Below are 23,395 nucleotides of genomic sequence, written 5' to 3'. Positions count from 1 at the left end.
AGTAGATAAGGCTTGAATTGTTATTGTTTGGGGCGTGCTCTGAGAAGATCATGAATTAAGCATTTCCCAAATGTAAAAACGCTTTCGAAGAATAATAAAAGCAGGCCGGAATGTATTCAGGCTTGCGAGGAACGGAGCAACATGAGCGATGAGTGAGTATCGTTTTCCTTATCAGGATGCATTGTTTGTATTAAATGACTTGGTGGGTCTTGAACAGATTTGTCATCAGGCAGGGCTTGATGAATTCGCTGAAGGCCTTGGTGAAGCTGTGCTTGATGAAGCGGCTAAGCTGGGCGAAGAGCAACTGGCCCCACTTAACCGGGTAGGCGATCTGAAGGGTGCAACCCTTGCTGATGGTAATGTTCAGCAAACCGAGGGTTTTTCTGAGGCTTACCAGCAGTTTTGTGAGGGTGGCTGGCCATCTCTGGCGGGCAACCCGGAATTTGAAGGGCAGGGGTTGCCTTTATCACTGTCTGTTGCTGTGAATGAAATCTGGCAGTCTGCAAACCTTGGTTGGGCGCTTTGCCCGTTGCTGACTCAGGGGGCAATTGAAGCGATTGAAACCCATGGTAGCGAAGAGTTGCAGAATACCTACCTGCCTAAACTGATCAGCGGTGAGTGGACAGGTACCATGAACCTGACTGAACCCGATGCCGGCACCGATCTGGCCGCTCTGAAAACCAGAGCCGTCCCTGAAGGTGATCATTACCGTATCACCGGACAAAAAATCTTTATCACCTGGGGTGATCATCAGATGACAGACAATATCGCTCATCTGGTATTAGCCCGGTTACCGGATGCGCCAGCAGGCGTGAAGGGTATCTCTCTGTTTGTTGTGCCTAAGTTCATGCTGGATGCAGAGGGTAATATCACTGACCAAAGAAACGATGTGGCCCCTGTTGCTCTGGAGCATAAGCTGGGTATTCATGGCAGCCCGACCTGTGTCATGAGTTTTGGTGATAACGGCGGTGCAGTGGGTTATCTGGTGGGTGCTGAGAACAATGGTCTCGCATGCATGTTTACCATGATGAACGATGCTCGTCAGGCAGTAGGATTACAGGGGTTGGCAATATCTGAGCGCGCATACCAGCATGCGCTGGCGTATGCCAAAGACCGTATCCAGGGAACCCTTCGGGATGGTTCTCGCATCAGCATCATTAAACACCCGGATGTACGTCGTATGTTACTGCAGATGAAATCGGGTACTCAGGCAATGCGGGCCCTTGCATATGTGGCGCGAGCAGAAGCTGATCGCGCTAAAAATGCGCAGGATGAAGAGACAAAAGCGATTCACCATGCACGTACCGAACTCTACACCCCAATTGTAAAGGGTTGGATGACTGAGTTGTCTCAGGAGCTCACCTATCTGGCTGTGCAGGTTCATGGCGGTATGGGTTTTATTGAGGAAACCGGGGTTGCGCAGCATTACCGTGATGCACGTATCCTGACCATTTACGAAGGCACAACAGGCATTCAGGCTCTTGATCTGATTGGCCGTAAGACCCTCATAGATAAAGGTGCGGCGCTATCTGCATTGCTGGAAGAGATTAAAGCTGATCTGGATGGCATCAACTCCGAAGCCATGAGCGCTATTGTAAAAGCGGTAGATTCAGCTCTCGATGATGCTGATGTTGCGCGTAAGTGGGTACTTGATAAAGGAGCTAAAGACCCCGCTGCAGCAGGCGCTGCCAGCGTGAACTTCATGATGTTACTGGGTTACCTATGCGGTGGCTGGTTGATGGCGAAGTCCGCGGCTATTGCAGAAGGCAAGCTAGGGGCACCTGATGCAGATAAAGATTTCCTCGAGAGTAAAATCGTCTGTGCGCGTTTTTATGCTGAACAGTTATTACCAAGAACCGGCGCTCTTCTTAAGGCGATGCAGAGCGGTGGTGAAGCGGTAATGGCGCTTTCTGAAGATCAGTTTTAAGCAATAACAGCATAAGTGAGGTTTACGATGAGTGAGATAACGCGCGAATCCATGGAGTTTGATGTTGTTATTGTAGGTGCAGGCCCGGCGGGTTTATCCGCCGCCTGCCGACTGATGCAACAGGCAAACGAAGCAGAGCAGGAACTGACTGTCTGTGTAGTAGAAAAAGGGTCTGAAGTGGGCGCCCATATTCTCTCTGGCGCGGTGATTGAAAGCCGTGCTCTGGATGAGCTGTTCCCGGACTGGAAAGAGCTGGGCGCACCGCTCAATACTCTCGTCACAGAAGATCAGATTTTCCTACTGAAAAACGAAGAAAAGTCCGTTCAGGTACCGAATGCGTTTGTACCCAAAACCATGCATAACCATGGTAACTATATTGTCAGCCTGGGTAATGTTTGCCGCTGGTTGGCGGAGCAAGCGGAACAACTTGGCGTAGAAATCTTCCCGGGTTTTGCCGCTGCTGAAGTGCTGTACAACGATGATGGCAGTGTTAAAGGCATTGCCACCGGTGATATGGGCATCAGTGAATCCGGCGAGCAAAAAGACAGCTATATGCCGGGTATGGAACTGCATGCGAAATACACTATCTTCTCAGAAGGCTGTCGTGGTCATCTGGGTAAAGAGCTGATCGAGAAGTTTGAACTGGACTCAGAAGCGGATGCGCAGCATTACGGCATCGGTATTAAAGAACTTTGGGATATTAACCCGGAGAATCACAAGCCAGGTCTGGTTCTGCACGGTTCAGGTTGGCCTTTAAGCGATGGCGCCAGTGGCGGTTTCTTCCTCTATCACACCGAAGGTAATCAGGTGGTAGTGGGTCTGATCATTGATCTGAACTACAGCAACCCCTACCTGAGTCCATTTGATGAGTTCCAGCGCATGAAGCACCATCCAGTACTGAAACAGTACCTGGAAGGTGGAAAGCGCGTTTCTTATGGCGCTCGAGCAATCACCAAAGGTGGTTTCAATGCTCTGCCGAAGATGACCTTCCCGGGTGGTATTGTTGCTGGCTGTAATGCCGGTACGCTCAATTTCTCCAAGATTAAAGGCACGCATACGGCAATGAAATCCGGCATGCTGGCCGCAGAAACGATCTTTGAAGCTCTGATTGAGGGATGTGAAGGCGGTAAAGAACTTAACAGCTTCACCGATAAATTTGAAAGTTCATGGCTCTATGATGAGCTGTCCCGCTCCCGAAACTTTGGCCCTGCATTGCATAAGTTTGGTCCGATTATGGGTGGTGCCTTTAACTTTATCGATCAGAACCTGTTTAGCGGCAAGATCCCGGTCACCCTACACGATGATAAAGAAGACTATGCACAGATACGGCCGGCCAGTGAATGCACACCGATTGACTATCCAAAACCGGATGGTGAGTTGAGCTTTGATAAGCTGGGTTCAGTGTTCCTGTCGAATACTAACCATGAAGAAGATCAGCCTTGTCATTTGCAGCTTAAAGACAGCTCAGTGCCGTTGCAACAAAACCTGCCGAAGTTTGCAGAACCTGCTCAGCGTTATTGCCCTGCGGGGGTGTACGAAGTGGTTGAAGATGATGCCGGACAGCACTTCCAGATTAACGCCCAGAACTGCCTGCATTGCAAAACCTGCGATATCAAAGATCCGGCTCAGAATATACGCTGGGTAACGCCAGAGGGTATGGGCGGACCGAACTATCCGAACATGTGAGGATGTGTAGTGGTCAAGTAAAACTGGCCACCACTTTGTAGTCATTCCAGTATATTTCTTCTGCCAAATTCGGTGGCAACATCCCGTTATGCTGATGCGGCCTTTGCTGGCTGTAATATCCAACGATGTAGTCAGTAATTGAGTTCCTAGCCTCTGTTATTGAGGCGTAACCTATCTCTGGAACCCATTCGGCTTTCAAGCTGCGGAAGAAACGCTCCATTGGAGCATTATCCCAGCAGTTGCCGCGTCGACTCATGCTCTGTTTTATCTTGTGCCGCCACAGTAGCCTACGATACTTCACACTGGTGTACTGGCAGCCCTGATCGGAGTGGAACAGTAGGCCTTCAGGTCTACCCCTTAATTCAAAAGCCATCGTTAGGGCTTTACTTGTCAGGTCACTATCTGGATTAAGAGAAAAAGCCCAACCAACAGGTTTGCGAGCATATAAGTCCAGTACGACTGCCAGATAGGCCCAACGCCGCCCCGTCCAGATATAAGTAATATCGCCACACCATACCTGGTTTGGAGCCGCAGACTTAAATTGTCTTGCCAACAGATTGGGGGCAACGGGATGCTCTTGTGTTGCTTTCCTAATAACGGTGCTTGGGTTGCTGGCAACTAAACAGTTGTAACTCTGACATCAGTTTGCCCGCAACATAACGACTGAGCGGTGTGCCTGAGAGCGTCACCATAGCTGCTACACTTCGTGCACCTGCTGAACCCTCGCTAATGCTGAAGGCCTCTCTGACTTTCTCTTTCAAAAGGATGCGAGCAGGGTTTTCCCCTTTGGCATAATTCCGCCAGTATTTGTAACTGCTACGGTGTACGCCGAATAGATGGCATAGTCGTGTTGCAGAGTAGCTCCCTTGAAGTCGACGTATTACCGCAAACCTTTCAGCTCGTCGGACATCAAGAGAGCTGAAGCCTTTTTTAATATCTCTTTTTCCATCTCAAGCTGCTTTACCTGCTTCTCCAGCTCTCGAATACGACGTTGCTCTTCTGTCATCGGCGTGGCTTTGGGGGATTCTCCTTTACGCTCTGCTCGCAGCTGTCGAACCCACTTATCCATGGTGGATTTACCCACGCCCATTGCTTCAGCAGCCTCTCGTACCTTGTATCCTTGATCGACAACAAGTTGCGCTGATTCTAGACGAAATTCGGGGCTAAAGTTAGGTCGTTTTGGTTTTGTCATAGTGTCACCTGTGTAGTCAGGAGGCGATCATATCACCTCTAATCAGGTGGCCAAATTCACTATGCCACTACAGTCCGGCCATGTAGGATTAAGTGATAAAGCACTTTTAAAACTAGATTTTGAGTTGCCTATAAAGCGTAAAGCATTACTCAGTGATAACAGTGGCTGGAAAAGTTATGACATAAGCATTCAGGCAGAAGTAAGTAGTTCTAGTTTCACTTTTGATCTATCGGTAGGAGTTGATTATTCATCAACATGCCCCTGTTCTGCTTCATTGGCAAGACAGCTTTTGCAGGAAAAATTCTCTGCAGATTTTACTACCAGGGAAACAGTGTCAGTTTCTGAAGTTGAGGGATGGTAATTGAGTGCCAACGGTTCACATGCGACACCGCATAGCCAGAGAAGTAGGGCAACTGTAACCGTGAGACTGGGTAAAAGCTTCGAGCATTTCCCAATTTTTGAGCTGATAAATAAGGTAGAAAAAACCTTGAAAACTCCGGTACAAACTGCGGTTAAACGAGAGGATGAACAAGAGTTTGCGAAAAGGAATGGGCAAAACTTGATGTTCTGCGAGGACGCCGCGCGGAGAATTAAACGCGAGTTAAGTCTGGATCCAGTCTACACGGACTTCAAAATCAAAGTGGAACACTTTGAGAGCTTACATGCGCACGATGCTGTTGCCATGGTGGTAAAAGGGGTTCCTGGCGGTTTGAGCTATTCGTAGATCCTTGAGCATATGCTTTTTGTCGGCAATTTACGGCTGTTCTATCGGAAGTTAATTAACAGTGCATTTGCCAAACATTGTTTGTAGGTTCCAGCAGGTTATTATACGTAAACAGCCACCATGATTTGGACAGGAATTTCTTCTTTTGGACTCTAAGAAGACCTCCTCATAAGTCGGTTTAAAATCTTCATAAGTATGCTCATTTTGAAGCCTTTTGGCTTTTTGTTTTGTTTCAAAAAATTCTTTCTTGCTTATGGCATAAGAGATGTTATCATCCGTGCAATCGTTTCATTCTTGCCCAGACAATCGAGCTAATATGCGCTTGTAAGTAAGATTATATAGTAGTTTGAAACAATGGCTGTTTACTTTACTGAAGATATGCTCTCAAAGCGTTTGTTTACGTGGCTGCTAAGCATTCACATGAAATGAAACATTTCTCTTTGAACTTATTAAAAGACGCTGTAAACAAGTAATATCGGTTATTCCAGGGGTGCGCTTTAGCGCGTAAGAGTTTCAGACTCTCCCCACTAAAAAAGCGCATACCTCAGGTTGCGCTTTTTTTAATTCATAGGACACTCAGTCATGTTGCAATCAATGCGTGATAATTCACAAGGGATTATTGCTAAAGTTCTGGTTGGTTTGATCATTGTCGTTTTCGCTCTGTGGGGCGTTGACTCACTGGTCGGCCTAGCTACAGCCGAACCACCTCCCGCTGAAGTCAATGGTAAAGCCATTACTAAGAATGAGCTCTATCGTGGTATCGATCTGCAACGTCGACAAGTTCTAACTCAAATGGGCGACAATGCTGATCCAGCCATGTTAGACGATGTTGTTCTACGCAAAGTGGTTTTGGACAATCTCATAGATCGCAACGTACAGATCAGTGCAGCAGAAGAGCTAGGGCTTTTTGTGTCTGATCAAATGCTGGACCAGATGATCGTTGCAACGCGGGAGTTTCAGGTTGACGGTCGATTCGATCGCAACCAGTTTGAATCCGCTCTACGAGGAGCTGGTTTTACTCCTTTGACGTACCGTGAGCTTCTTAAGAGTGAAGCGCTGATGAATCAGGTGCGCGGTGCTTACGAGCAGTCAGCTTTTTTAACCGCTTCGGAACTTGATCATCTTCTTGCTTTGAATACACAGACGCGTGATATCCGAGTGGCGCGTTTCTCTGTTGACGCTGATTCACAGACAGTGAATGATGCGGATGTGCAAGCTGCTTATGACAGTATGGGCGATCAGCTAATGACCCAAGAGCAGGTCGTTGTTGACTATGTTGTACTGGACCAAGCGGATTTTGTTGACCCAGACAGTGTGACCGAAGCCGAAATTAACTCTGCCTATGATCAGTTAAAAGCCGGTTTTGAAGGTGGTGAAGAGCGTTCTGCTAGTCACATACTCCTTGAGATAAGCGATGCCCAGCCTCTGGATGCAGCGCTGGCAAAGGCTGAAGAGATTCGTACGAAGTTGGCGGCCGGCGAAAGCTTCGCCTCACTAGCTGCTGAGTACTCACAAGATATTGGTTCAGCTAATTCAGGCGGTGATCTAGGTTACCTGACGCCAGGCCTTTTTGAAGGTCCCTTTGATGATGCTCTGTTCTCATTAAATGCCGGCGAGTACTCTGAACCTGTCGAGACCGAGTTTGGTGTGCACATCATCAAGTTAAACGATGTACGTGCTAAAGAGGTGCCAGCACTGAGCGAAGTGCGCGAGGATCTCATCTATGATGTTGCTGAAGCGAATGCAGAAGAGGTTTATGTCAGCGCACTAGAACGTTTAACGGATTTGGCCTTCTCTTCAGGCGACCTTGCCGTGCTTGCTGAGGAGCTGTCACTCGAGATACAAACCTCAGAGCCTTTGACTCGTAATGGTGGGACTGGCGATTTTTCTGACCAGAAACTGGTTCGTGCAGCCTTCTCTGATGTTGTGACCAAAGAGCGTCTAAACTCTGACCCTATTGAGGTGAGCAGTGGTCGTACCTTTGTTCTTAATATGAACGAATTGCGACCAGCACGTCAGCTTGAGCTTGCTGAAGTGCGTGATGATTTAGTCAGCAGACTTAAATCTTCTCAGGCGGCTAAGCAGGCCTTTGAACAGGCTCAAAACGCTCTGTCTGCTGCACAAGAGGGTAAAGTTGACCTGGAGTGGACTGCAGTCAAATCGATCGCACGCGGTGCAGCCGTTGATCTTGAACCTCAGATTGTAGAAGCAGCTTTTGCTATGGCACGTCCAGAGGGTAGTGCAGACTATAAGGTTGTCCAGCTCTCTGATGGTACAGCGGCATTGATCACTGTCGATGCTGTTGGAACCTCGCAAGAGCAGATTGCTGATGAGCTTCAGACACAAATTTCAACAATGTTGGCTGCCGGTGAGGGTAGTCAGGCATTTAGAACCCAGTTTGAAACACTAAAATCAAAGGCTGAAATCGTCATTAATTAAGTCGACTTCAGTGAGATAGCCGCTCTTTAGCGGCTATTTTTTTCAGTTGCACGTCGGTGCGCCTTTAACGCTAAGGTAAAAGAGAATGAAATTGGATCAGGTATTTGGCATTCATGCTGTCACAACGCTGTTAAACCGTGACCCTGAGAGGGTAAAACGCCTCTTTATTGTTCAGGGACGCGTTGATCCGAAAGTAGAGAAAATTCTAGCCCTAGCTGCCCAGGCCGGTGTTCATGTTGAGACTATCAGCAAACATCGTTTGGATGAGCGTGTCGATGGTGTTCATCAAGGGGTGTTGGCCGAAGCTAAACCTCTACCCATTCTGGGTGATAAAGAGTTGTTTAAGCTGATGGATGAGGTTGACCAAACACCTCTTCTGCTAGTGCTTGATGGGGTTACTGACCCTCACAACCTAGGTGCATGTCTGCGTACCGCTGATGCGGCCGGTGTCGCAGCTGTCATCGCCCCTCGTGATAAATCGGCGCCATTAAATGCGACAGCGATTAAAGTTGCTTGTGGTGCAGCGGATGCAGTGCCCTATTTTCAGGTAACCAATCTCTCGAGAACGCTTAATCAGCTTCAAGAGCGTGGAGTGTGGATTGTCGGAACGGCGGGTGAAGCGAAAGGTTCCATTTACCAAACAGATCTAACCGGCCCATTAGCGCTTGTGATGGGCGCTGAAGGCAAGGGGATGCGCCGCTTAACACGAGAGCAGTGTGATCTGTTGATTAAAATCCCAATGGCGGGCGAAGTCTCCAGTTTGAATGTCTCAGTAGCAACCGGTGTTACCCTGTTTGAGATCGTCAGACAGCGATCAAACTAACTGCGTCGCGTATTTGGCTAGCATCCACTCCTCATCCGTAGGGACGACCTGCACTCTGACTTTGGATGATTTAGTAGCAATCTCAACTTGGTTGCTCTGATTTAGCTTGTTATCGATCTCTAGGCCTAGCCAAGCCAGTTGACTGCACACTTTTTCTCGAATGAGTGGGGCATGTTGGCCAACGCCAGCAGTGAAAATGACTCTGTCTAATCCACCCAATATTGCGGTTAACCGACCAATCTCTTGGGTAATGTGATAGCAGTAGTAATCGACGGTGAACTTCGCTTCCTCTAAATCTGATTCGAGCAGTGTTCGCATATCACTGCATAGACCTGAAAGACCCAGCCAGCCACTCTGTTTGTAGAGAAGTGTTTCGAGCTGATTTGCATCCATCCCTTCACGCATCAAATGAATCATCACGCCAGGATCTAAATTGCCTGTTCGTGACCCCATCGGTAAACCATCAACTGCTGAGAAGCCCATGCTGGATGCTTTCGACTCGCCGCCCAACATACCGCAAGCCGATGAGCCTGCTCCCAGGTGGAGAACGACAGTTCGCTCTTCTGGGTTTTCACAGAGTTGTTGGGAGTCTGCTATATAGGCGTACGACAGCCCATGAAAACCGTAACGGCGGATACCCATGTCACGAATCGATTTAGGCAGTGCATAACAAGTTTCTAGCTCCGGTTGATGAGCATGAAACATCGTATCGAAAGCGACCACATTAGTTGAGCCTGGATGTGCGGCTCGCACTTGTTCGATTAGACGTAGATTGAATGGCTGATGCAGCGGGGCCAGTGAGTTGAAAGATGTTAACTGTGCCATCAGGACGTCATCGACAAGGGCTGGTGCCGAGAAAAGGCCGCCTCCATGAACCACACGGTGAGAGACTATCAGTTCATTCTCTACTAAGTTGAACTGCTCAAAGAGTCTATCGACAACGGCAGCATGGATGCTGGCTGGATCAGTTTTGTCGAGGTCGGTGATCTCGATAGCCTTGCCATCAATGTTTAGAGCTAAATGGTCTGAACCTACGCCGGATAAGGAAGCTTCTCCAATCTTGGATAAAAGCTCGTTGTGTCGAGTGTAGAGAGCAGCTTTAAGGCTCGAAGAGCCAGCATTTAGCGTCAGTATGTTCATGACTATATCTTGCGGCCGTGGTGCACCATGTAGGAGGCCAGAGCGCAGCTTGCGAGCCGTGCGAGAACACCATCCGCTCGGCTTGTCAGAATGATCGGTACTCTAGCGCCTACTGCGACACCGGCTGACTGAGCTCCAGCTAAATAGATCAACTGTTTAGCAATCATATTGCCGGCTTCAAGATCAGGTGCTAGAAGAATATCGGCTTCACCGGACACTGGTGAGTTTATATGTTTATCGATCGCAGCCTGTTTTGATATGGCGTTATCAAAGGCGAGAGGACCATCCAAAATCCCACCAGTGATCTGGTTGCGATCGGCCATTTTACAGAGGGCAGCAGCATCAATGGTGCTCTGCATGTTCGCTTTCACCTTCTCGACAGCCGCTAGAATGGCTACTTTGGGGTGTTCATTCCCTAACGCATGCGCAAAGTCTATCGCATTCTGGACGATATCCTTTTTGGTATAGAGATCAGGAACAACATTGATCGCCGCATCAGTGATGATCAATGGTTTGTGATAGTTCGGTACGTCAAACACAAACAGATGACTCAAACGTCGCTCTGTTCTGATGCCACTCTCTTTGTGTAGAACGGCTCCTAGCAGCTCTGAAGTACCTAGAGAGCCTTTCATTAACGCTTGAGCGTCGCCCTGTCTAACGATGTTACAGGCGACCTCAGCCGCTTCATGACTGTGTTCAGTGTTGATGATCTGAATGCCACCAAGATCGGCGTTAATCTCCTCACTAGCCTGACGAATCTTATGCTCGGGGCCAATTAAAATAGGATTGATTAACCCCTGTTTAGCCGCTTCAAGAGCGCCGGCTAAGCCATTACCCTCCACAGGGTGGACGACGGCTGTGGTAATGGCTGTCGTCTGTCGTGCCTGTTCAATGAAGTACTCGAGTTGATTATTGGAGGGTAGATCTTTTATGACAGTCATCACACAGCCTTAAAGTGGTTGCTTAAGTGTATCGGTATAAGGTGGCCATCCCATCGCCTTGCCACCTAACAGGTGAAGGTGAATGTGGTAGACCGTTTGCCCTCCATGTTCGCGACAGTTCATGACAGTACGATAACCATCTGATGAAAATCCTTGGTCACGAGCAATCTCAGCTGCGGCTAATTGGAGGTGACCGAGGGCCTCAATATCCTCTGCAGTGGCATCATCTAAAGTTGAGATATGTTTTTTAGGAATCACTAAAGCGTGAAACGGAGCCTGTGGGTTGATGTCACGGAAAGCGATCACATGATCATTCTCAAATAGCTTTTCAGCAGGAATATCGCCAGCGACAATTTTACAAAATAGACAGTCCATCATTACTCCAATTTTTAAAGTGTTGCGGTAGACAATACCAGACCCGCTAGTATCAGTGCACTCCCAGATGCGCGATTGAGCCAAGCTCTGCCCTTAGGGTCTTGAACAAATTTTCTTAGGCGCGCAGCGATGCCTGAATAACCTGTCATTACAATCCAGTCGACCAATACCAGTGTCAGGCCAATAATCCACAACTGAACTGCTTGTGGCTCGTTAGGGTTCAAGAATTGTGGTACTAGTGCTAGTAGAAACACCATGCCCTTAGGGTTGGTGATATTAACTAAATAGGCGCGAATAAAGCGCTCTCGCTTCTTAAGAGGCTCAGCGTTATGAAGCTCGAGCTCAGCCTGCGAACGGATAATCTGAAAGCCCAGCCAGATAAGGTAGGCGGCGCCTATGTATTTAATGACTGTGAATAGAATAGGTGAGGTTGCAATGAGTGCCCCTAAGCCAAGTGATACCACCAGCATCTGGGTGCCATAGCCACAAATAAGGCCAAACACAGCTGGTGCTGCACCTCGTAAACCATTTGAGAGCCCAAAACTCACAGCGGTAGCAAAGCCTGCGCCAGGGGATAGCGAGATCATGATGGCTGCGCCTAACAGGGCAAGCCAGAGTTCAAAGGACATAGAATTTGCTCAGTCGTTAGAGCTGTTAATTTAGGCTGTCTCGCGACGGTAGTCGAGTACCCTGTCAGTGATGCCAGCACTTAGCCACATGAAGAAGAGTGCAACCCAAGCGGTGAGGGCCATTACTGCACCACCAGTAACACCAGCACCAACTGCACACCCGCCCGCAAGCATGCCGCCAAAGCCCATAAGACCGGCTCCAACCAAATAGCGTGAAAGGCCAGTCTCTTCGGTAAAGGTTTGAATTTTGAACTCTTTTGTTATCCAAGAAGCCAAGAATGAGCCCGCAAATACGCCGACAACAATGCCGATATCGAACGACAGAGGCACCTCTGGCTCGTTGATCAGTGCCATTAAGGTATCGGCTGATGGTCCAGTAAAACTAACGCTTTTCACCGCGATAATGTCAAAAGAGTTACTGGCATGCCAAGAGGTTAGTGCCCAGCCCAAAGCAACACTTAACCCGACCATGACGGCACCAAACTGCCAGTAGATTCTGGGTGAGGTTCTTTTTGCCAAATAGAAAGCGGCGACAAATAGAATAATACCGAATCCTAAAGCCCCAAATTCTGGGAGCCAAAGTGACAGATCACGTGATGATCCATCGATTAGCCACCAAGATGAGATCTCATTTCTGGCGGGAGATAGAATACCTCTTAGTGCGGCTTGCGAGACAACGGTGACCACCAGTCCTGCAATGAGTGCTCGTAGATTACCGGTCGCAGATAGGACTAGAAGGCGGCTTGCGCAGCCTCTAGCCATGACCATGCCAATACCAAACATGGATCCACCAATGATGGCCCCAGACATAGAGCCTGTCGTTACCAGCTGCCGAATACTGCTTTTCTCGAGATCACCGTTAAGCATTAGAAGTTGAGTCAGGATAAGCGCTGTCGAGAAGGTAAAGAGCCAAATGGCGAATTTAGGACCAGGCTTGTTGCGCCAGAACTCAATACAGGCCGCGCGAAGACAGAACCGACTTTGCTGCGCAAAGACACCAAACACCAATCCGGTGATCAAACCTAAAAGAACGGCAACCTCTCCGCTGGAGTAGGCCTCTAAAAACTCAGGCATAGTCGTCTCTTATAAAAGGGTAATATCATTATTTTGCCTTGATCAATACTGAAGTGCGAGTAGTTTGGTTGGATCTGTTGACTGACATCAATGATGATTTTAGGCAATAAAAAAGACCCCGAAGGGTCTTTGATAGGTTAAGTTGAATATCAACCGTTTTCGCGGGCGATCGCTCTGTAAGCGATGTCGGTGCGGAAGTAGGCGTCTTTCCAGCTAACTTGCTTTAGAAGTTCGTAAGCGCGTGCTTGTGCGTCGGTTACTGTGTCGCCAAGTGCAGTGACACAAAGAACACGACCGCCGGCTGTCACGACATCATCACCATTTAGGGCTGTGCCTGCGTGGAAGATTTTGCTGTCAGCTGGAAGTGATGCAGGAAGTGAAATCACATCGCCTTTGTTGTAATCACCAGGGTATCCACCGGCAGCCATAACAACGCCAATGGATGGACGAGGATCCCATTGAGCGGTTGTTTTGTCGAGTTCGCCCTTAAGCGCAGCTTCACAAAGTTCGACAATGCTCGACTGTAGACGCATCATGATTGGTTGTGTCTCTGGGTCACCAAAGCGGCAGTTGTACTCGATTACTTTAGGTGTGCCATCGGCTGCAATCATTAGGCCTGCATATAGGAATCCAGTGTATCGGTTACCCTCTGCAGCCATACCGCGAACGGTTGGGTAGATCACTTCGTCCATGATGCGCTGGTCGATCTCTGGTGTAACCACTGGAGCCGGAGAGTAAGCACCCATGCCGCCAGTGTTAAGGCCAGTATCACCATCACCAACACGTTTGTGGTCTTGGCTGGTTGCCATTGGCAGAACGTTTTCGCCATCGACCATGACGATGAAAGAGGCTTCCTCGCCATCTAGGAACTCTTCAATAACAACACGGCTACCGGCATCGCCAAAGGCATTTCCGGCAAGCATATCTTTGACAGCATCTTCAGCCTCTTCAAGTGTCATCGCGACGATAACGCCTTTACCCGCTGCTAGGCCATCCGCTTTCACAACGATTGGCGCGCCTTTCTCACGAAGGTAAGCAAGTGCTGGTTCGATCTCTGTGAAGTTTTGGTACTCTGCCGTTGGGATCTCTTGGCGTGCTAGGAAGTCTTTAGTAAACGCTTTAGAGCCCTCAAGCTGTGCAGCGCCTGCTGATGGACCGAAAATTGCTAGGCCTTCTGACTGGAAGTAATCCACGACACCATCGACTAGCGGTGCTTCAGGACCTACGATGGTCAAGGCAACGCCGTTCTCTTTAGCGAAGTTGGCAAGAGCAACTTTGTCCATGACATCGATCGCGACGTTTTCAATACCAGCTTCAATCGCTGTACCTGCATTACCTGGAGCAACAAAGACAGTATTTACACGTGCATCTTTAGCGGCGCTCCAAGCTAGCGCGTGTTCACGGCCACCTGAGCCAATTACTAGAATATTCATATCGTTCAATCCCTTTAACGCTTAGTGGCGGAAGTGGCGCATGCCGGTGAATACCATCGCCATGCCATGCTCATCAGCAGCATCGATAACCTCTTGGTCACGCATTGAGCCACCTGGCTGGATAACCGCTTTGATACCCGCTTCTGCTGCAGAGTCAATGCCATCACGGAATGGGAAGAAAGCATCAGATGCCATCACCGAACCAGCAACTTGTAGGCCTTCATCCGCCGCTTTGATACCCGCAATTTTAGCTGAGTAGACACGACTCATCTGGCCTGCACCGATACCGATAGTCTGGCCATCACGAGCGTAGACAATGGCATTCGATTTAACGAATTTAGCCACTTCCCAGCAGAACAGTAGATCGCGGATCTCCTGTTCAGATGGTTGACGCTTAGTGACAATTTGAAGCTCAGATGCGTTCACCATGCCTAGATCACAATCTTGCACCAGTAGGCCACCGTTGACACGTTTGTAATCGAAAGCTGCACCAGGCTGTGCCGCAAATTCACCACACTCAAGTAGACGAACATTGGGTTTAGCGGCAACGATTTCGGATGCCTGAGCGCTCACTTTTGGAGCAATGATCACCTCGACAAATTGACGATCAACGATCGCTTTTGCTGTTTCTGCATCAAGTTCGCGGTTGAATGCGATGATGCCACCAAATGCTGAGGTAGGATCTGTCTGGAAAGCGCGGTTGTATGCTTCCAGAATGTTGCCGCCAATGGCGACACCACAAGGGTTAGCATGTTTAACGATGACACAGGCAGGCTCTTTGAAAGGCTTAACGCACTCAAGTGCCGCATCAGTATCGGCTACGTTGTTAAACGAGAGCTCTTTACCCTGAAGTTGACGAGCGGTTGAAACGCTGGCTTCAGTTGCGTTCTCTTCAACGTAGAAGGCTGCACGTTGGTGTGGGTTTTCACCGTAACGCATGTCTTGAACTTTGACGAACTGAGTATTGAAAGTGCGTGGGAAGGTCTCTGGCTCTTCCACACCCACTCGAGCACCAAGATAGTTTGCAATCATGCCGTCGTAAGCAGCAGTGTGTTCAAACGCTTTAACAGCAAGGTCAAAACGGGTGTTGTAGTTAAGACCCTTGTTGGCTTTAAGGTCAGCGATGATTGAATCGTAGTCAGAAGCGTTAACGACAATTGCGACATCTTTATGGTTTTTGGCAGCAGATCGAACCATGGTTGGGCCACCGATATCGATGTTTTCAATGGCCATCGGAAGATCACAATCTGGACGTGCGACGGTCTCTGCAAAGGGGTATAGGTTGACAACCACCATGTCGATTGGGTTGATGCCATGCTCAGTCATCACCGCATCATCAGTACCGCGACGACCCAAGATCCCGCCGTGCACTTTAGGGTGAAGGGTTTTAACGCGGCCTGCCATCATCTCTGGAAAACCCGTGTAGTCTGAGACTTCAACGGCTGCGATGCCTTCATCACAAAGCAGTTTGTAAGTGCCGCCAGTTGATAGGATTTCAACGCCTTGAGCAGTCAGTTCACGGGCAAAATCTACGATGCCAGTTTTGTCTGACACGCTGATCAGAGCGCGACGAATAGGAGTGTATGAGTCGTTAGACATGAGGCTTTCCATTTTTCAGAGATTTAAAGAAGATCATACTGCTTCAACTTTTTGCGAAGCGTGCCGCGGTTCAGGCCAAGAAGCTCTGAAGCACGGGTTTGGTTATCTTTGGTGTAGCGCATAACAGCTTCAAACAGCGGTGCTTCTACTTCAGTCAACACCATTTGATAAACATCACTTGCGGGCTGTCCATCTAACGTCTTGAAGTAGGTCTCAAGTGAAGATTGAACACTCTCACGCAGTGTTGGTGTCTGGGTTTCTGTTGTTATTTCAGAGATATCGAGATGTTGCATTGTATCGTTACTACTCACTACTACGGTTACCTAAATATTAAGCAGCTTGGGCACGATCAAAATATTGATCGAGGGCGTTAAGCTGCTCTTCAGCTGTTTCCAACTGATTAAATTCTTTTCTAAAGCCAGTCACATCGCTAACTGATTGCAGATACCAATTAAGGTGTTTTCGGGCGATACGAACGCCCATTAACTCTCCATAAAACTCGTGCAGAGCTTTCAGGTGGCGATTAAAAATAGAGTGTATTTCTGAGAGAGTGGGTGGCGCTATTTTTTCACCATGACGCAGATAATGATCAATCTCTCGCAAAATCCACGGGGTGCCTTGCGCTGCACGACCGATCATGACTGCATCAGCACCGGTGTAATCCAAAACAAAACGCGCTTTTTCTGGGGTGGTGATATCGCCATTAGCAATGACAGGGATGCTGATGTTCTCTTTAACGGATTTAATGGTCTCGTACTCAGCGTCACCAAGGTACTTATCTGACCGGGTTCTTCCATGAACGGTCAGCGCGGCTATACCAGCTTGTTCAGCCATTTTGGCGATGGTGAGTGCGTTGCGATTGTCTGGAGACCAACCAGTCCGAATTTTTAGGGTCACTGGTATATCGACTGCATTGACCACGGCTTCCAATATAGATTCGACCAGAGGTTCATCTTTCAGCAGTGCTGAGCCAGCTGCTTTATTACAGACTTTTTTAGCCGGGCAGCCCATATTGATGTCGATGATTTGTGCGCCACGCTCTGCATTTAACTGAGCAGCTAATGCCATCATCTCTGGATCGCCACCCGCAATCTGTACGGAGCGAGGCTCCGCTTCGCCTTGATGGTTTAGGCGAAATGAGGACTTGCGTGTGTGCCAAAGATTTGGATCTGACGTCACCATCTCTGACACAACAAGGCCTGCACCCAGTTCGCGACAGAGTTGTCGAAACGGGCGATCAGTCACACCAGCCATTGGGGCTAGAGCAACTTGAGTGTCAAGGCTGTATGGACCAATCTGTAACATCAAAAACCTGCCACAACGAGGGTGTAACTCCAATGAATTGGAATGTCCGTCGTTGGTTATGAAGGGCGCATATAATACTCTTCACGGACCGAGGGTCCAAGACGTTTTTGAATAAAAAATGATCAATTTTGGGGTTGACAGGCTAACTAGGGAACCTGCGAACAAGTCCATAATTTCTCAGCGTGATCTGAAACATTCAGATACAAGGCGGATTGTGCAACTAATGGCCATCGCCTTTAGTCAGCGATCCAACGCTGTAGATGGATGTTTCAGGTCGCGCCCTACGGGGCTTACAGTCAAATCCATCCTCTGCGTTCTGTTTTCTCGACTTAGCCCGCTAGGCCTTCAAAAACACGCCTGGATGACAAATTTGACTGTAAGCCTGAGATGTCATGGACTTATTCGTAGGTTCCCTAGCGTTGGTTGAAACGGGCTTCAGAAAGGTTCGCTTCAAAAGAGGCGATCGCTTCATCCGGTTTGGTTAAGGTCAGTTGAATTTGAATGGGGAGTTTTGGGCTTAAGCGCTCAGCGTTGATGCCAAGTTCTAAATACTCATTTGGATCAAATGTGCGGCGGCTGATCAGTTTGCCTTGTAGATCTTTTAGAGAGAGTTCAACCGCCGGATAGGGTTGGTAGAGTGTGGATTGGTTGTTGATTCTCAGTGTCACTTCAAGTGCATTGGAGTAACGAGGATGCTCCCTCACTAGGGTCTGTTCAATCGTCAGTAGAGTCAGCCCCTCTTTAGCGCTTAAATCACAATTTATCTGACTGCACGCAATAATATAGAAGGGTCGTAAGCTGGGGTGTGCATTTAGCCTAGCTCGCTCAAACCAGAGATACTGTAGGGCGCCGAGTACTGCGCATAACAGAAGAATTAGAATCATTAATGCCGTTTTGAAAGGCGACTCGGGTTGAGAATTAAATCGCTCAAGTACGATAGGCTCAGCGTCTAGCTGCGCGAATTGTGCTCCAGTGGATGTCTGTTGAGGCTGTTCAGTTGCTGTAGTGGGTGTTCGATCAGTACGTCCATTTTCGGCATCAAAAATAGAGAGGCAGTTGCCGCAGCGAACGCGACCATTAGCCAGGCGCAGTTGACCATCAGTCACTCTAAACTTGGCTTGGCACTCTGGACACTCTGTTACAAACATCTATCCCTTCTCAACCTTAACGTTTGCGACCCGTTAAACGAACCCACTCCTCTTTGGTTGATGGGGGTTCCATATCAAACCACTCGGAGTAGGTACTAATCAATTCATCCGCTTGTTCTATCAGAAGCCCCGATAGAATTAACTGACCACCTGATTTAACCAATTCGGCTAGTGTAGGAGCAAGCTCTTTCAGTGGTCCGGCGAGTATGTTGGCAATGACTAGATCGACCGGTTCTGAATCAAAGCTCTCTGGGAAGAATACCGGTAAACGTTCTTTATCTAGACCGTTTCTAACAAGATTGTCTTGAGTGGCGGTTAATGCTTGCGGATCAATATCGACGCCTGACACTGCGCTTGCACCCAAAAGAATGGCAGCAATGCCCAAAATGCCACTCCCGCAGCCATAATCGATAACCGATCTGTTCTGTAGTGGCTCACTGGCGAGCCACTCTAGGCAGAGTGCAGTGGTTGGATGAGTTCCTGTGCCAAAGGCTAGTCCAGGATCGAGCATCAGATTGACTGCATTCGCATCAGGTACTTCAATCCAGCTTGGGCAGACCCAAAAATGGCTACCGAACTGCATCGGGTGATAGTGAGTCATCCACTCTCGTTCCCAATCTTTGTCCTCAAGAATTTCTGCCTTGAACTCTATTGTATCGCCACCCTCAACGGAGAGTTTTTGCTCGTTTAGAAAGGCAAGTGTCGACTCTAAATCATGCTCTGCTGCAAACAGACCGGTGATTACGGTTGTACCCCAGAGCGGAGTAGTCCCTAATTCAGGCTCGAAAATAGGTTGATCTTTTGCGTCCTCAAAGGTCACGGCAGCACAGCCCGCTTCAAGAAGTAGATCTTCATAAAACTCTGCAATATCAGGATTTGTAACAACTTTTATCTGTAGCCAAGGCATTCTTTTTAGCTCGTAATTTAAAGACAACAAAGCCCGCAACAGAGCGGGCTTTGATTAGGACGTAAGTTAACTTATAGGCCTAATTTCTTTTCTAAGTAGTGAATGTTAACACCACCCACTTCGAAATGGGTATCACGCATGATTTCATGGTGAAGTGGAATGTTGGTACGAATACCATCAATGACCATCTCATCCAGAGCATTGCGCATGCGCTGCATTGCCACTTCACGATCTTCACCATAAGAGATCAATTTAGCGATCAATGAGTCGTAGTGAGGTGGTACTGTGTAGCCCGCATAGAGGTGCGAATCAACACGGATGCCGTTACCACCTGGCGCATGGAAACCATTAACTTTACCCGGTGAAGGCATAAAGGTTTTAGGATCTTCTGCGTTGATACGACATTCGAAAGAGTGGCCACGTAACACGACATCTTCCTGTTTGATCGATAGTTTTTCGCCAGAAGCGATACGCAGCTGCTCTTTTACAATGTCGACACCGGTAACCATCTCTGTCACAGGGTGTTCAACCTGAACACGAGTGTTCATTTCGATGAAGTAGAAGCCACCATCTTCGTACAGAAATTCAAAGGTGCCTGCACCGCGATAGCCGATCTCAATACAAGCATCGACACATGACTGCAGTACTTTTGCGCGTGATTCTGGGTCTAGGTGAGGTGCTGGTGCCTCCTCAACAACCTTCTGATGGCGGCGCTGTAATGAACAGTCGCGATCGTAAAGGTGAATCGCATTCCCTTGCCCGTCGGCTAATACTTGGATCTCTACGTGGCGTGGGTTCTCAAGGAACTTCTCCATGTAGACAGTATCATCACCAAAGGCCGCCTTTGCTTCAGACTTGGTCACTTGCACGGCGTTAACTAGGTGAGCTTCAGTATGAACAACACGCATACCACGACCACCACCACCGGCAGCGGCTTTGATGATTACAGGGTAGCCAATACGTTTTGCAATTTTATAAAGCGTATCGTTGTCGTTCTCTGGCAGTGGTCCGTCTGAACCAGGTACTGTTGGAACACCCGCTTTCTTCATCGCTTCAATGGCTGACACCTTGTCACCCATTAATCGTATGGTTTCAGCTTTAGGGCCGATAAATGTAAAACCTGACTGCTCTACCTGCTCAGCAAAGCCTGCGTTTTCAGCGAGGAAGCCATAGCCAGGGTGGATAGCCACTGAATCAGTGACTTCTGCCGCTGCAATTAGGGAAGGGATGTTTAGGTAACTTTGAGCAGATTGAGCTGGGCCGATACAGACCGCTTCATCAGCAAGACGGACGTGCATCAAATCACGATCAGCCTGTGAATGAACAGCGACGGTTTTAATGCCTAACTCTTTACAAGCTCGCATGATACGTAGCGCAATTTCGCCACGGTTTGCGATCAGAACTTTATCCAACATGATGGAATATTCCTCTGTTGATTAGAGTTTAGGCAATGACAACGAGTGGTTGATCAAATTCAACCGGCTGACCATCTTCAACAAGGATGGCTTCAATCACGCCACTCTTGTCTGCTTCGATCTGGTTCATCATCTTCATCGCTTCAACGATACAGATGACGTCACCCGCTTTAACCGTTTTGCCCACTTCGATGAATGCCGGAGCACTTGGCGCTGGTGAACGGTAGAAAGTACCCACCATTGGTGAGTTAACGGTATGACCCGCTGGCGCAGCTGGTGCAGCCTCTGCTGCAGCAGGTGCAGCTACTGGAGCAGCAGCGGAAGCAGGTGCTGCAGCAACGACAGGTGCAGGTGCTGCTACTGGAGCCGCAACGATAGAACCACCACGGCTAATACGAACAGACTCTTCGCCCTCTTTGATCTCGATTTCGTTGATGTTTGACTCTTCGAGAAGTTCGATCAGTTTTTTAACTTTACGAATATCCATGATGTGCTCCTGTAGCGCAGTTAAGTAATAAATTGTTGGGATATGGCTGTTAATTGCATCGAATAGGCAGATATCTATTAACAGAGCCCTATAAGGTTAAGTTTGCATGAGACTAAAGGGGGTTGTCCAGCTGAAAGTTGCGAAAATGGTGTGAATTTCGGCAAATTTAACGCTATCTACACGTTAATTGTCTATTATTTGTGCAAAATGGCTTTTGATATTAAAACGAGGTTGTTTAAAGCAACTTATCGATGGATTGACCCAAGGGGCTGTACAGGTCATAGTGCAGTGCAGCATTTGTATTTTTGTGATGCTTATTTACGCAAAAGGTAGTGTATGAAAGGTCTATTTAGAACTCTGTTGGATCTCCTTGATCGTCTTCGGGAAGGGCTCGGAGTGAAGCGCTTTTATCTGTTGCTGGCGCCTCTGGCAGCCTACTCACTGGTGGTGGTTGTATTGGGCTTTCTCTGGAGCTGGACTCCAGCTGAATTTGATGTGAAGCAGTTGACTGAAGCTAGCGCTGCCGAGCGAAATGAAACGGTGGTGGTCGGCAGTTACACAACCGCTACACTGATCGAACTGACAGAGTCGCTTCTTAACAAGCCAGGTGGCTACCTCTCCAATGATCGTTTTCCGCCGGGTGTTCTTATGGATAACCTGCCTAATTGGGAATTTGGTGTGCTTGTGCAGATTCGTGACCTGAGTCGAGCAATGCGCAAAACCTTCAGTCGTTCTCAGTCGCAGTCGACTGAACAGAAGGATCTAGCCTCTGCGGAACCCAAATTACACTTTGATAATAACTCTTGGTTGATACCGTCAAGTGAAAGTGAGTATCGAGATGCGTTGGTTTCATTAAGAGCCTATCAAGGCAAACTCTCTAGTCAGGATGAATCACAGGCGCAGTTCTATGCTCGTGCCGATAACCTTCAAGATTGGTTGGGCGACGTTTCAACTCGCCTGGGTAGTATTTCACAGCGCTTAAGTGCCAGCGTTGGGCAGCGCCGTATTAATACCGATCTCGCCGGCAGTCAGGGGGGCGCCCAAGCAACGGCTCAGCCCTCAGAGTTAGAGATACAAACGCCTTGGAGTGAGATTGATGACGTCTTCTATGAAGCGCGTGGAACTGCCTGGGCTCTGATTCATATTTTACGTGCTATCGAGTTGGATTTTGCACAGAGTCTTGAGAAGAAGAGTGCGGTCACCTCGTTGAAGCAGATTGTTCGTGAACTAGAGGCCACACAGGGCACCATCTGGAGTCCCATTATTCTTAACGGCACCGAATTTGGATTTTTAGCCAACCACTCTTTGGTGATGGCTTCGTACATTTCCCGTGCTAATGCAGCCATTATTGATTTGAGAGATCTTCTCTCCCAGGGGTAATTTATGCGTCGAGTTATTTTCAACCAGAAAGGTGGCGTTGGTAAGTCGAGTATCGCGGTCAATTTGGCGGCTATCAGTGCAGCTCGCGGACTTAAAACGCTAGTGATCGATTTGGATCCGCAATGTAACTCAACACACTACCTGTTGGGTGATGACTCCGATGCGCCAGAGCTCGATGTACAGAGTTTCTTTGAGTCGGTATTGAGCTTTCAGCTGAACAAAGTGGCCGAACAAGATTACTGTTTTGCGACCCCATTCGATCATCTCGATATTATTCCCTGTAACCCGAATTTAGGTGATTTGCAGTCGAAGTTAGAGTCGAAACATAAGATCTATAAGCTTAGAGATCTGTGTGACGCTCTGGATGACCATTACGATGCGATCTACATTGATACGCCGCCAGCGTTTAACTTCTTTTCGCTCTCCGCACTTTGCGCCGCTGAGCGTTGTTTGATCCCCTTTGATTGTGATGAGTTTGCACGCCAAGCTCTTTACAGCCTACTGCATAACATCAACGAAACGCGTGAAGATCATAATGAGCAGTTGGTGTTGGAAGGGATTGTGGTGAATCAGTTTCAGCCACGAGCGTCGCTGCCTAGGCAGATCATTGAATCGCTCGTGGAGCAAGATCTGCCGGTGCTAAACGCCAAGCTACCTGCGTCAGTGAAAATGAAAGAGAGTCATATGCTGGCTAAACCACTGGTTCACATGGCAGCCAAACATAAATTGACTGAGGCATTTAACCTACTGTTTGATGAGATCAATCAGTAG

The 23,395-nt window shown here is 48.3% G+C and carries 19 protein-coding genes and 2 pseudogenes; 7 read left to right on the top strand and 14 right to left on the bottom strand.

The window, feature by feature from the left end:
• Positions 1-148 precede the first annotated feature (148 nt).
• Both XMM383_RS06410 and XMM383_RS06405 read left to right on the top strand, forming a co-directional pair.
• Positions 149-1,927 carry an acyl-CoA dehydrogenase gene (locus XMM383_RS06410; protein WP_173480470.1) on the top strand — a complete coding sequence of 593 codons (1,779 nt, stop codon included), beginning with the start codon at positions 149-151 and terminating at the stop codon, positions 1,925-1,927.
• Positions 1,928-1,954: 27 nt separating this feature from the next.
• A complete protein-coding gene (locus XMM383_RS06405) occupies positions 1,955-3,613 on the top strand; it encodes an electron transfer flavoprotein-ubiquinone oxidoreductase (protein WP_173494700.1) in 1,659 nt (552 codons plus the stop codon).
• Positions 3,614-3,626: 13 nt separating this feature from the next.
• Here XMM383_RS06405 and XMM383_RS06400 read toward each other — a convergent pair.
• A pseudogene (locus XMM383_RS06400) lies at positions 3,627-4,805 on the bottom strand (IS3 family transposase).
• A gap of 31 nt (positions 4,806-4,836) precedes the next feature.
• On the opposite strand from XMM383_RS06400, the pseudogene folE2 reads away from it, so the two are divergent.
• The 3 genes and pseudogenes from folE2 (at position 4,837) to rlmB (ending at position 8,791) form a co-directional block, all read left to right on the top strand.
• A pseudogene (folE2, locus tag XMM383_RS11695) lies at positions 4,837-5,529 on the top strand (GTP cyclohydrolase FolE2).
• Positions 5,530-6,111: 582 nt separating this feature from the next.
• Entirely contained in the window at positions 6,112-7,968 is a 1,857-nt protein-coding gene (locus XMM383_RS06385; RefSeq protein WP_173494699.1) for a SurA N-terminal domain-containing protein, read from the top strand.
• A gap of 85 nt (positions 7,969-8,053) precedes the next feature.
• A complete protein-coding gene (gene rlmB, locus XMM383_RS06380; protein WP_173480474.1) occupies positions 8,054-8,791 on the top strand; it encodes a 23S rRNA (guanosine(2251)-2'-O)-methyltransferase RlmB in 738 nt (245 codons plus the stop codon).
• Here the strand turns inward: rlmB and XMM383_RS06375 are convergent.
• The 13 genes from XMM383_RS06375 to accB all read right to left on the bottom strand — a co-directional run bounded on the left by XMM383_RS06375 (position 8,783) and on the right by accB (position 21,244).
• The gene (locus XMM383_RS06375) at positions 8,783-9,931 is read right to left on the bottom strand and encodes an acetate/propionate family kinase (protein WP_173483902.1); all 1,149 of its coding nucleotides are present in this window, start codon (positions 9,929-9,931) and stop codon (positions 8,783-8,785) included. The genes rlmB and XMM383_RS06375 overlap by 9 nt on opposite strands.
• A gap of 2 nt (positions 9,932-9,933) precedes the next feature.
• A complete protein-coding gene (locus tag XMM383_RS06370) occupies positions 9,934-10,872 on the bottom strand; it encodes a bifunctional enoyl-CoA hydratase/phosphate acetyltransferase (protein ID WP_173483903.1) in 939 nt (312 codons plus the stop codon).
• Between the two features lie 9 nt (positions 10,873-10,881).
• Positions 10,882-11,247, bottom strand: a complete 366-nt coding sequence (locus XMM383_RS06365; RefSeq protein WP_217363598.1) for a histidine triad nucleotide-binding protein — start codon at positions 11,245-11,247, stop codon at positions 10,882-10,884.
• A 14-nt stretch (positions 11,248-11,261) separates the two neighbouring features.
• A complete protein-coding gene (locus XMM383_RS06360) occupies positions 11,262-11,876 on the bottom strand; it encodes a LysE family transporter (RefSeq protein ID WP_173494698.1) in 615 nt (204 codons plus the stop codon).
• Between the two features lie 30 nt (positions 11,877-11,906).
• Positions 11,907-12,950: a YeeE/YedE family protein gene (locus XMM383_RS06355; protein ID WP_173494697.1), complete on the bottom strand. Its 1,044-nt coding sequence runs from the start codon at positions 12,948-12,950 to the stop codon at positions 11,907-11,909.
• A gap of 149 nt (positions 12,951-13,099) precedes the next feature.
• Positions 13,100-14,383: a phosphoribosylamine--glycine ligase gene (gene purD, locus XMM383_RS06350; protein ID WP_173480480.1), complete on the bottom strand. Its 1,284-nt coding sequence runs from the start codon at positions 14,381-14,383 to the stop codon at positions 13,100-13,102.
• Between the two features lie 21 nt (positions 14,384-14,404).
• Entirely contained in the window at positions 14,405-15,982 is a 1,578-nt protein-coding gene (gene purH / locus XMM383_RS06345) for a bifunctional phosphoribosylaminoimidazolecarboxamide formyltransferase/IMP cyclohydrolase (RefSeq protein WP_173480481.1), read from the bottom strand.
• Between the two features lie 23 nt (positions 15,983-16,005).
• Positions 16,006-16,275: a DNA-binding transcriptional regulator Fis gene (gene fis / locus XMM383_RS06340; protein WP_173480755.1), complete on the bottom strand. Its 270-nt coding sequence runs from the start codon at positions 16,273-16,275 to the stop codon at positions 16,006-16,008.
• A 37-nt stretch (positions 16,276-16,312) separates the two neighbouring features.
• Positions 16,313-17,287 (bottom strand): tRNA dihydrouridine synthase DusB, encoded by a 975-nt coding sequence (dusB, locus tag XMM383_RS06335; RefSeq protein WP_173480482.1) that lies wholly within the window; start codon positions 17,285-17,287, stop codon positions 16,313-16,315.
• A gap of 413 nt (positions 17,288-17,700) precedes the next feature.
• Positions 17,701-18,435, bottom strand: a complete 735-nt coding sequence (locus XMM383_RS06330) for a DUF3426 domain-containing protein (protein WP_173483333.1) — start codon at positions 18,433-18,435, stop codon at positions 17,701-17,703.
• 16 nt (positions 18,436-18,451) lie between these two features.
• On the bottom strand, positions 18,452-19,342 hold the full coding sequence (gene prmA / locus XMM383_RS06325; RefSeq protein ID WP_173483332.1) for a 50S ribosomal protein L11 methyltransferase: 891 nt from the start codon (positions 19,340-19,342) through the stop codon (positions 18,452-18,454).
• A 71-nt stretch (positions 19,343-19,413) separates the two neighbouring features.
• Complete coding sequence (gene accC, locus XMM383_RS06320) at positions 19,414-20,757, bottom strand: acetyl-CoA carboxylase biotin carboxylase subunit (RefSeq protein ID WP_173483331.1); 1,344 nt, start codon at positions 20,755-20,757, stop codon at positions 19,414-19,416.
• 28 nt (positions 20,758-20,785) lie between these two features.
• A complete protein-coding gene (gene accB, locus XMM383_RS06315; RefSeq protein ID WP_173494696.1) occupies positions 20,786-21,244 on the bottom strand; it encodes an acetyl-CoA carboxylase biotin carboxyl carrier protein in 459 nt (152 codons plus the stop codon).
• A gap of 336 nt (positions 21,245-21,580) precedes the next feature.
• Between accB and XMM383_RS06310 the strand changes: the two genes are divergently transcribed.
• Entirely contained in the window at positions 21,581-22,624 is a 1,044-nt protein-coding gene (locus XMM383_RS06310; RefSeq protein ID WP_173480486.1) for a DUF2333 family protein, read from the top strand.
• A gap of 3 nt (positions 22,625-22,627) precedes the next feature.
• Positions 22,628-23,395 carry a ParA family protein gene (locus XMM383_RS06305; protein ID WP_173480487.1) on the top strand — a complete coding sequence of 256 codons (768 nt, stop codon included), beginning with the start codon at positions 22,628-22,630 and terminating at the stop codon, positions 23,393-23,395.

The sequence above is a fragment of the Marinobacterium sp. xm-m-383 genome, assembly GCF_013283255.1.
Taxonomy (GTDB): domain Bacteria; phylum Pseudomonadota; class Gammaproteobacteria; order Pseudomonadales; family Balneatricaceae; genus Marinobacterium_E.
The sequence above is the reverse complement of the archived record's forward strand: the minus strand, read 5'-3'. Positions and strand labels throughout refer to the sequence as shown.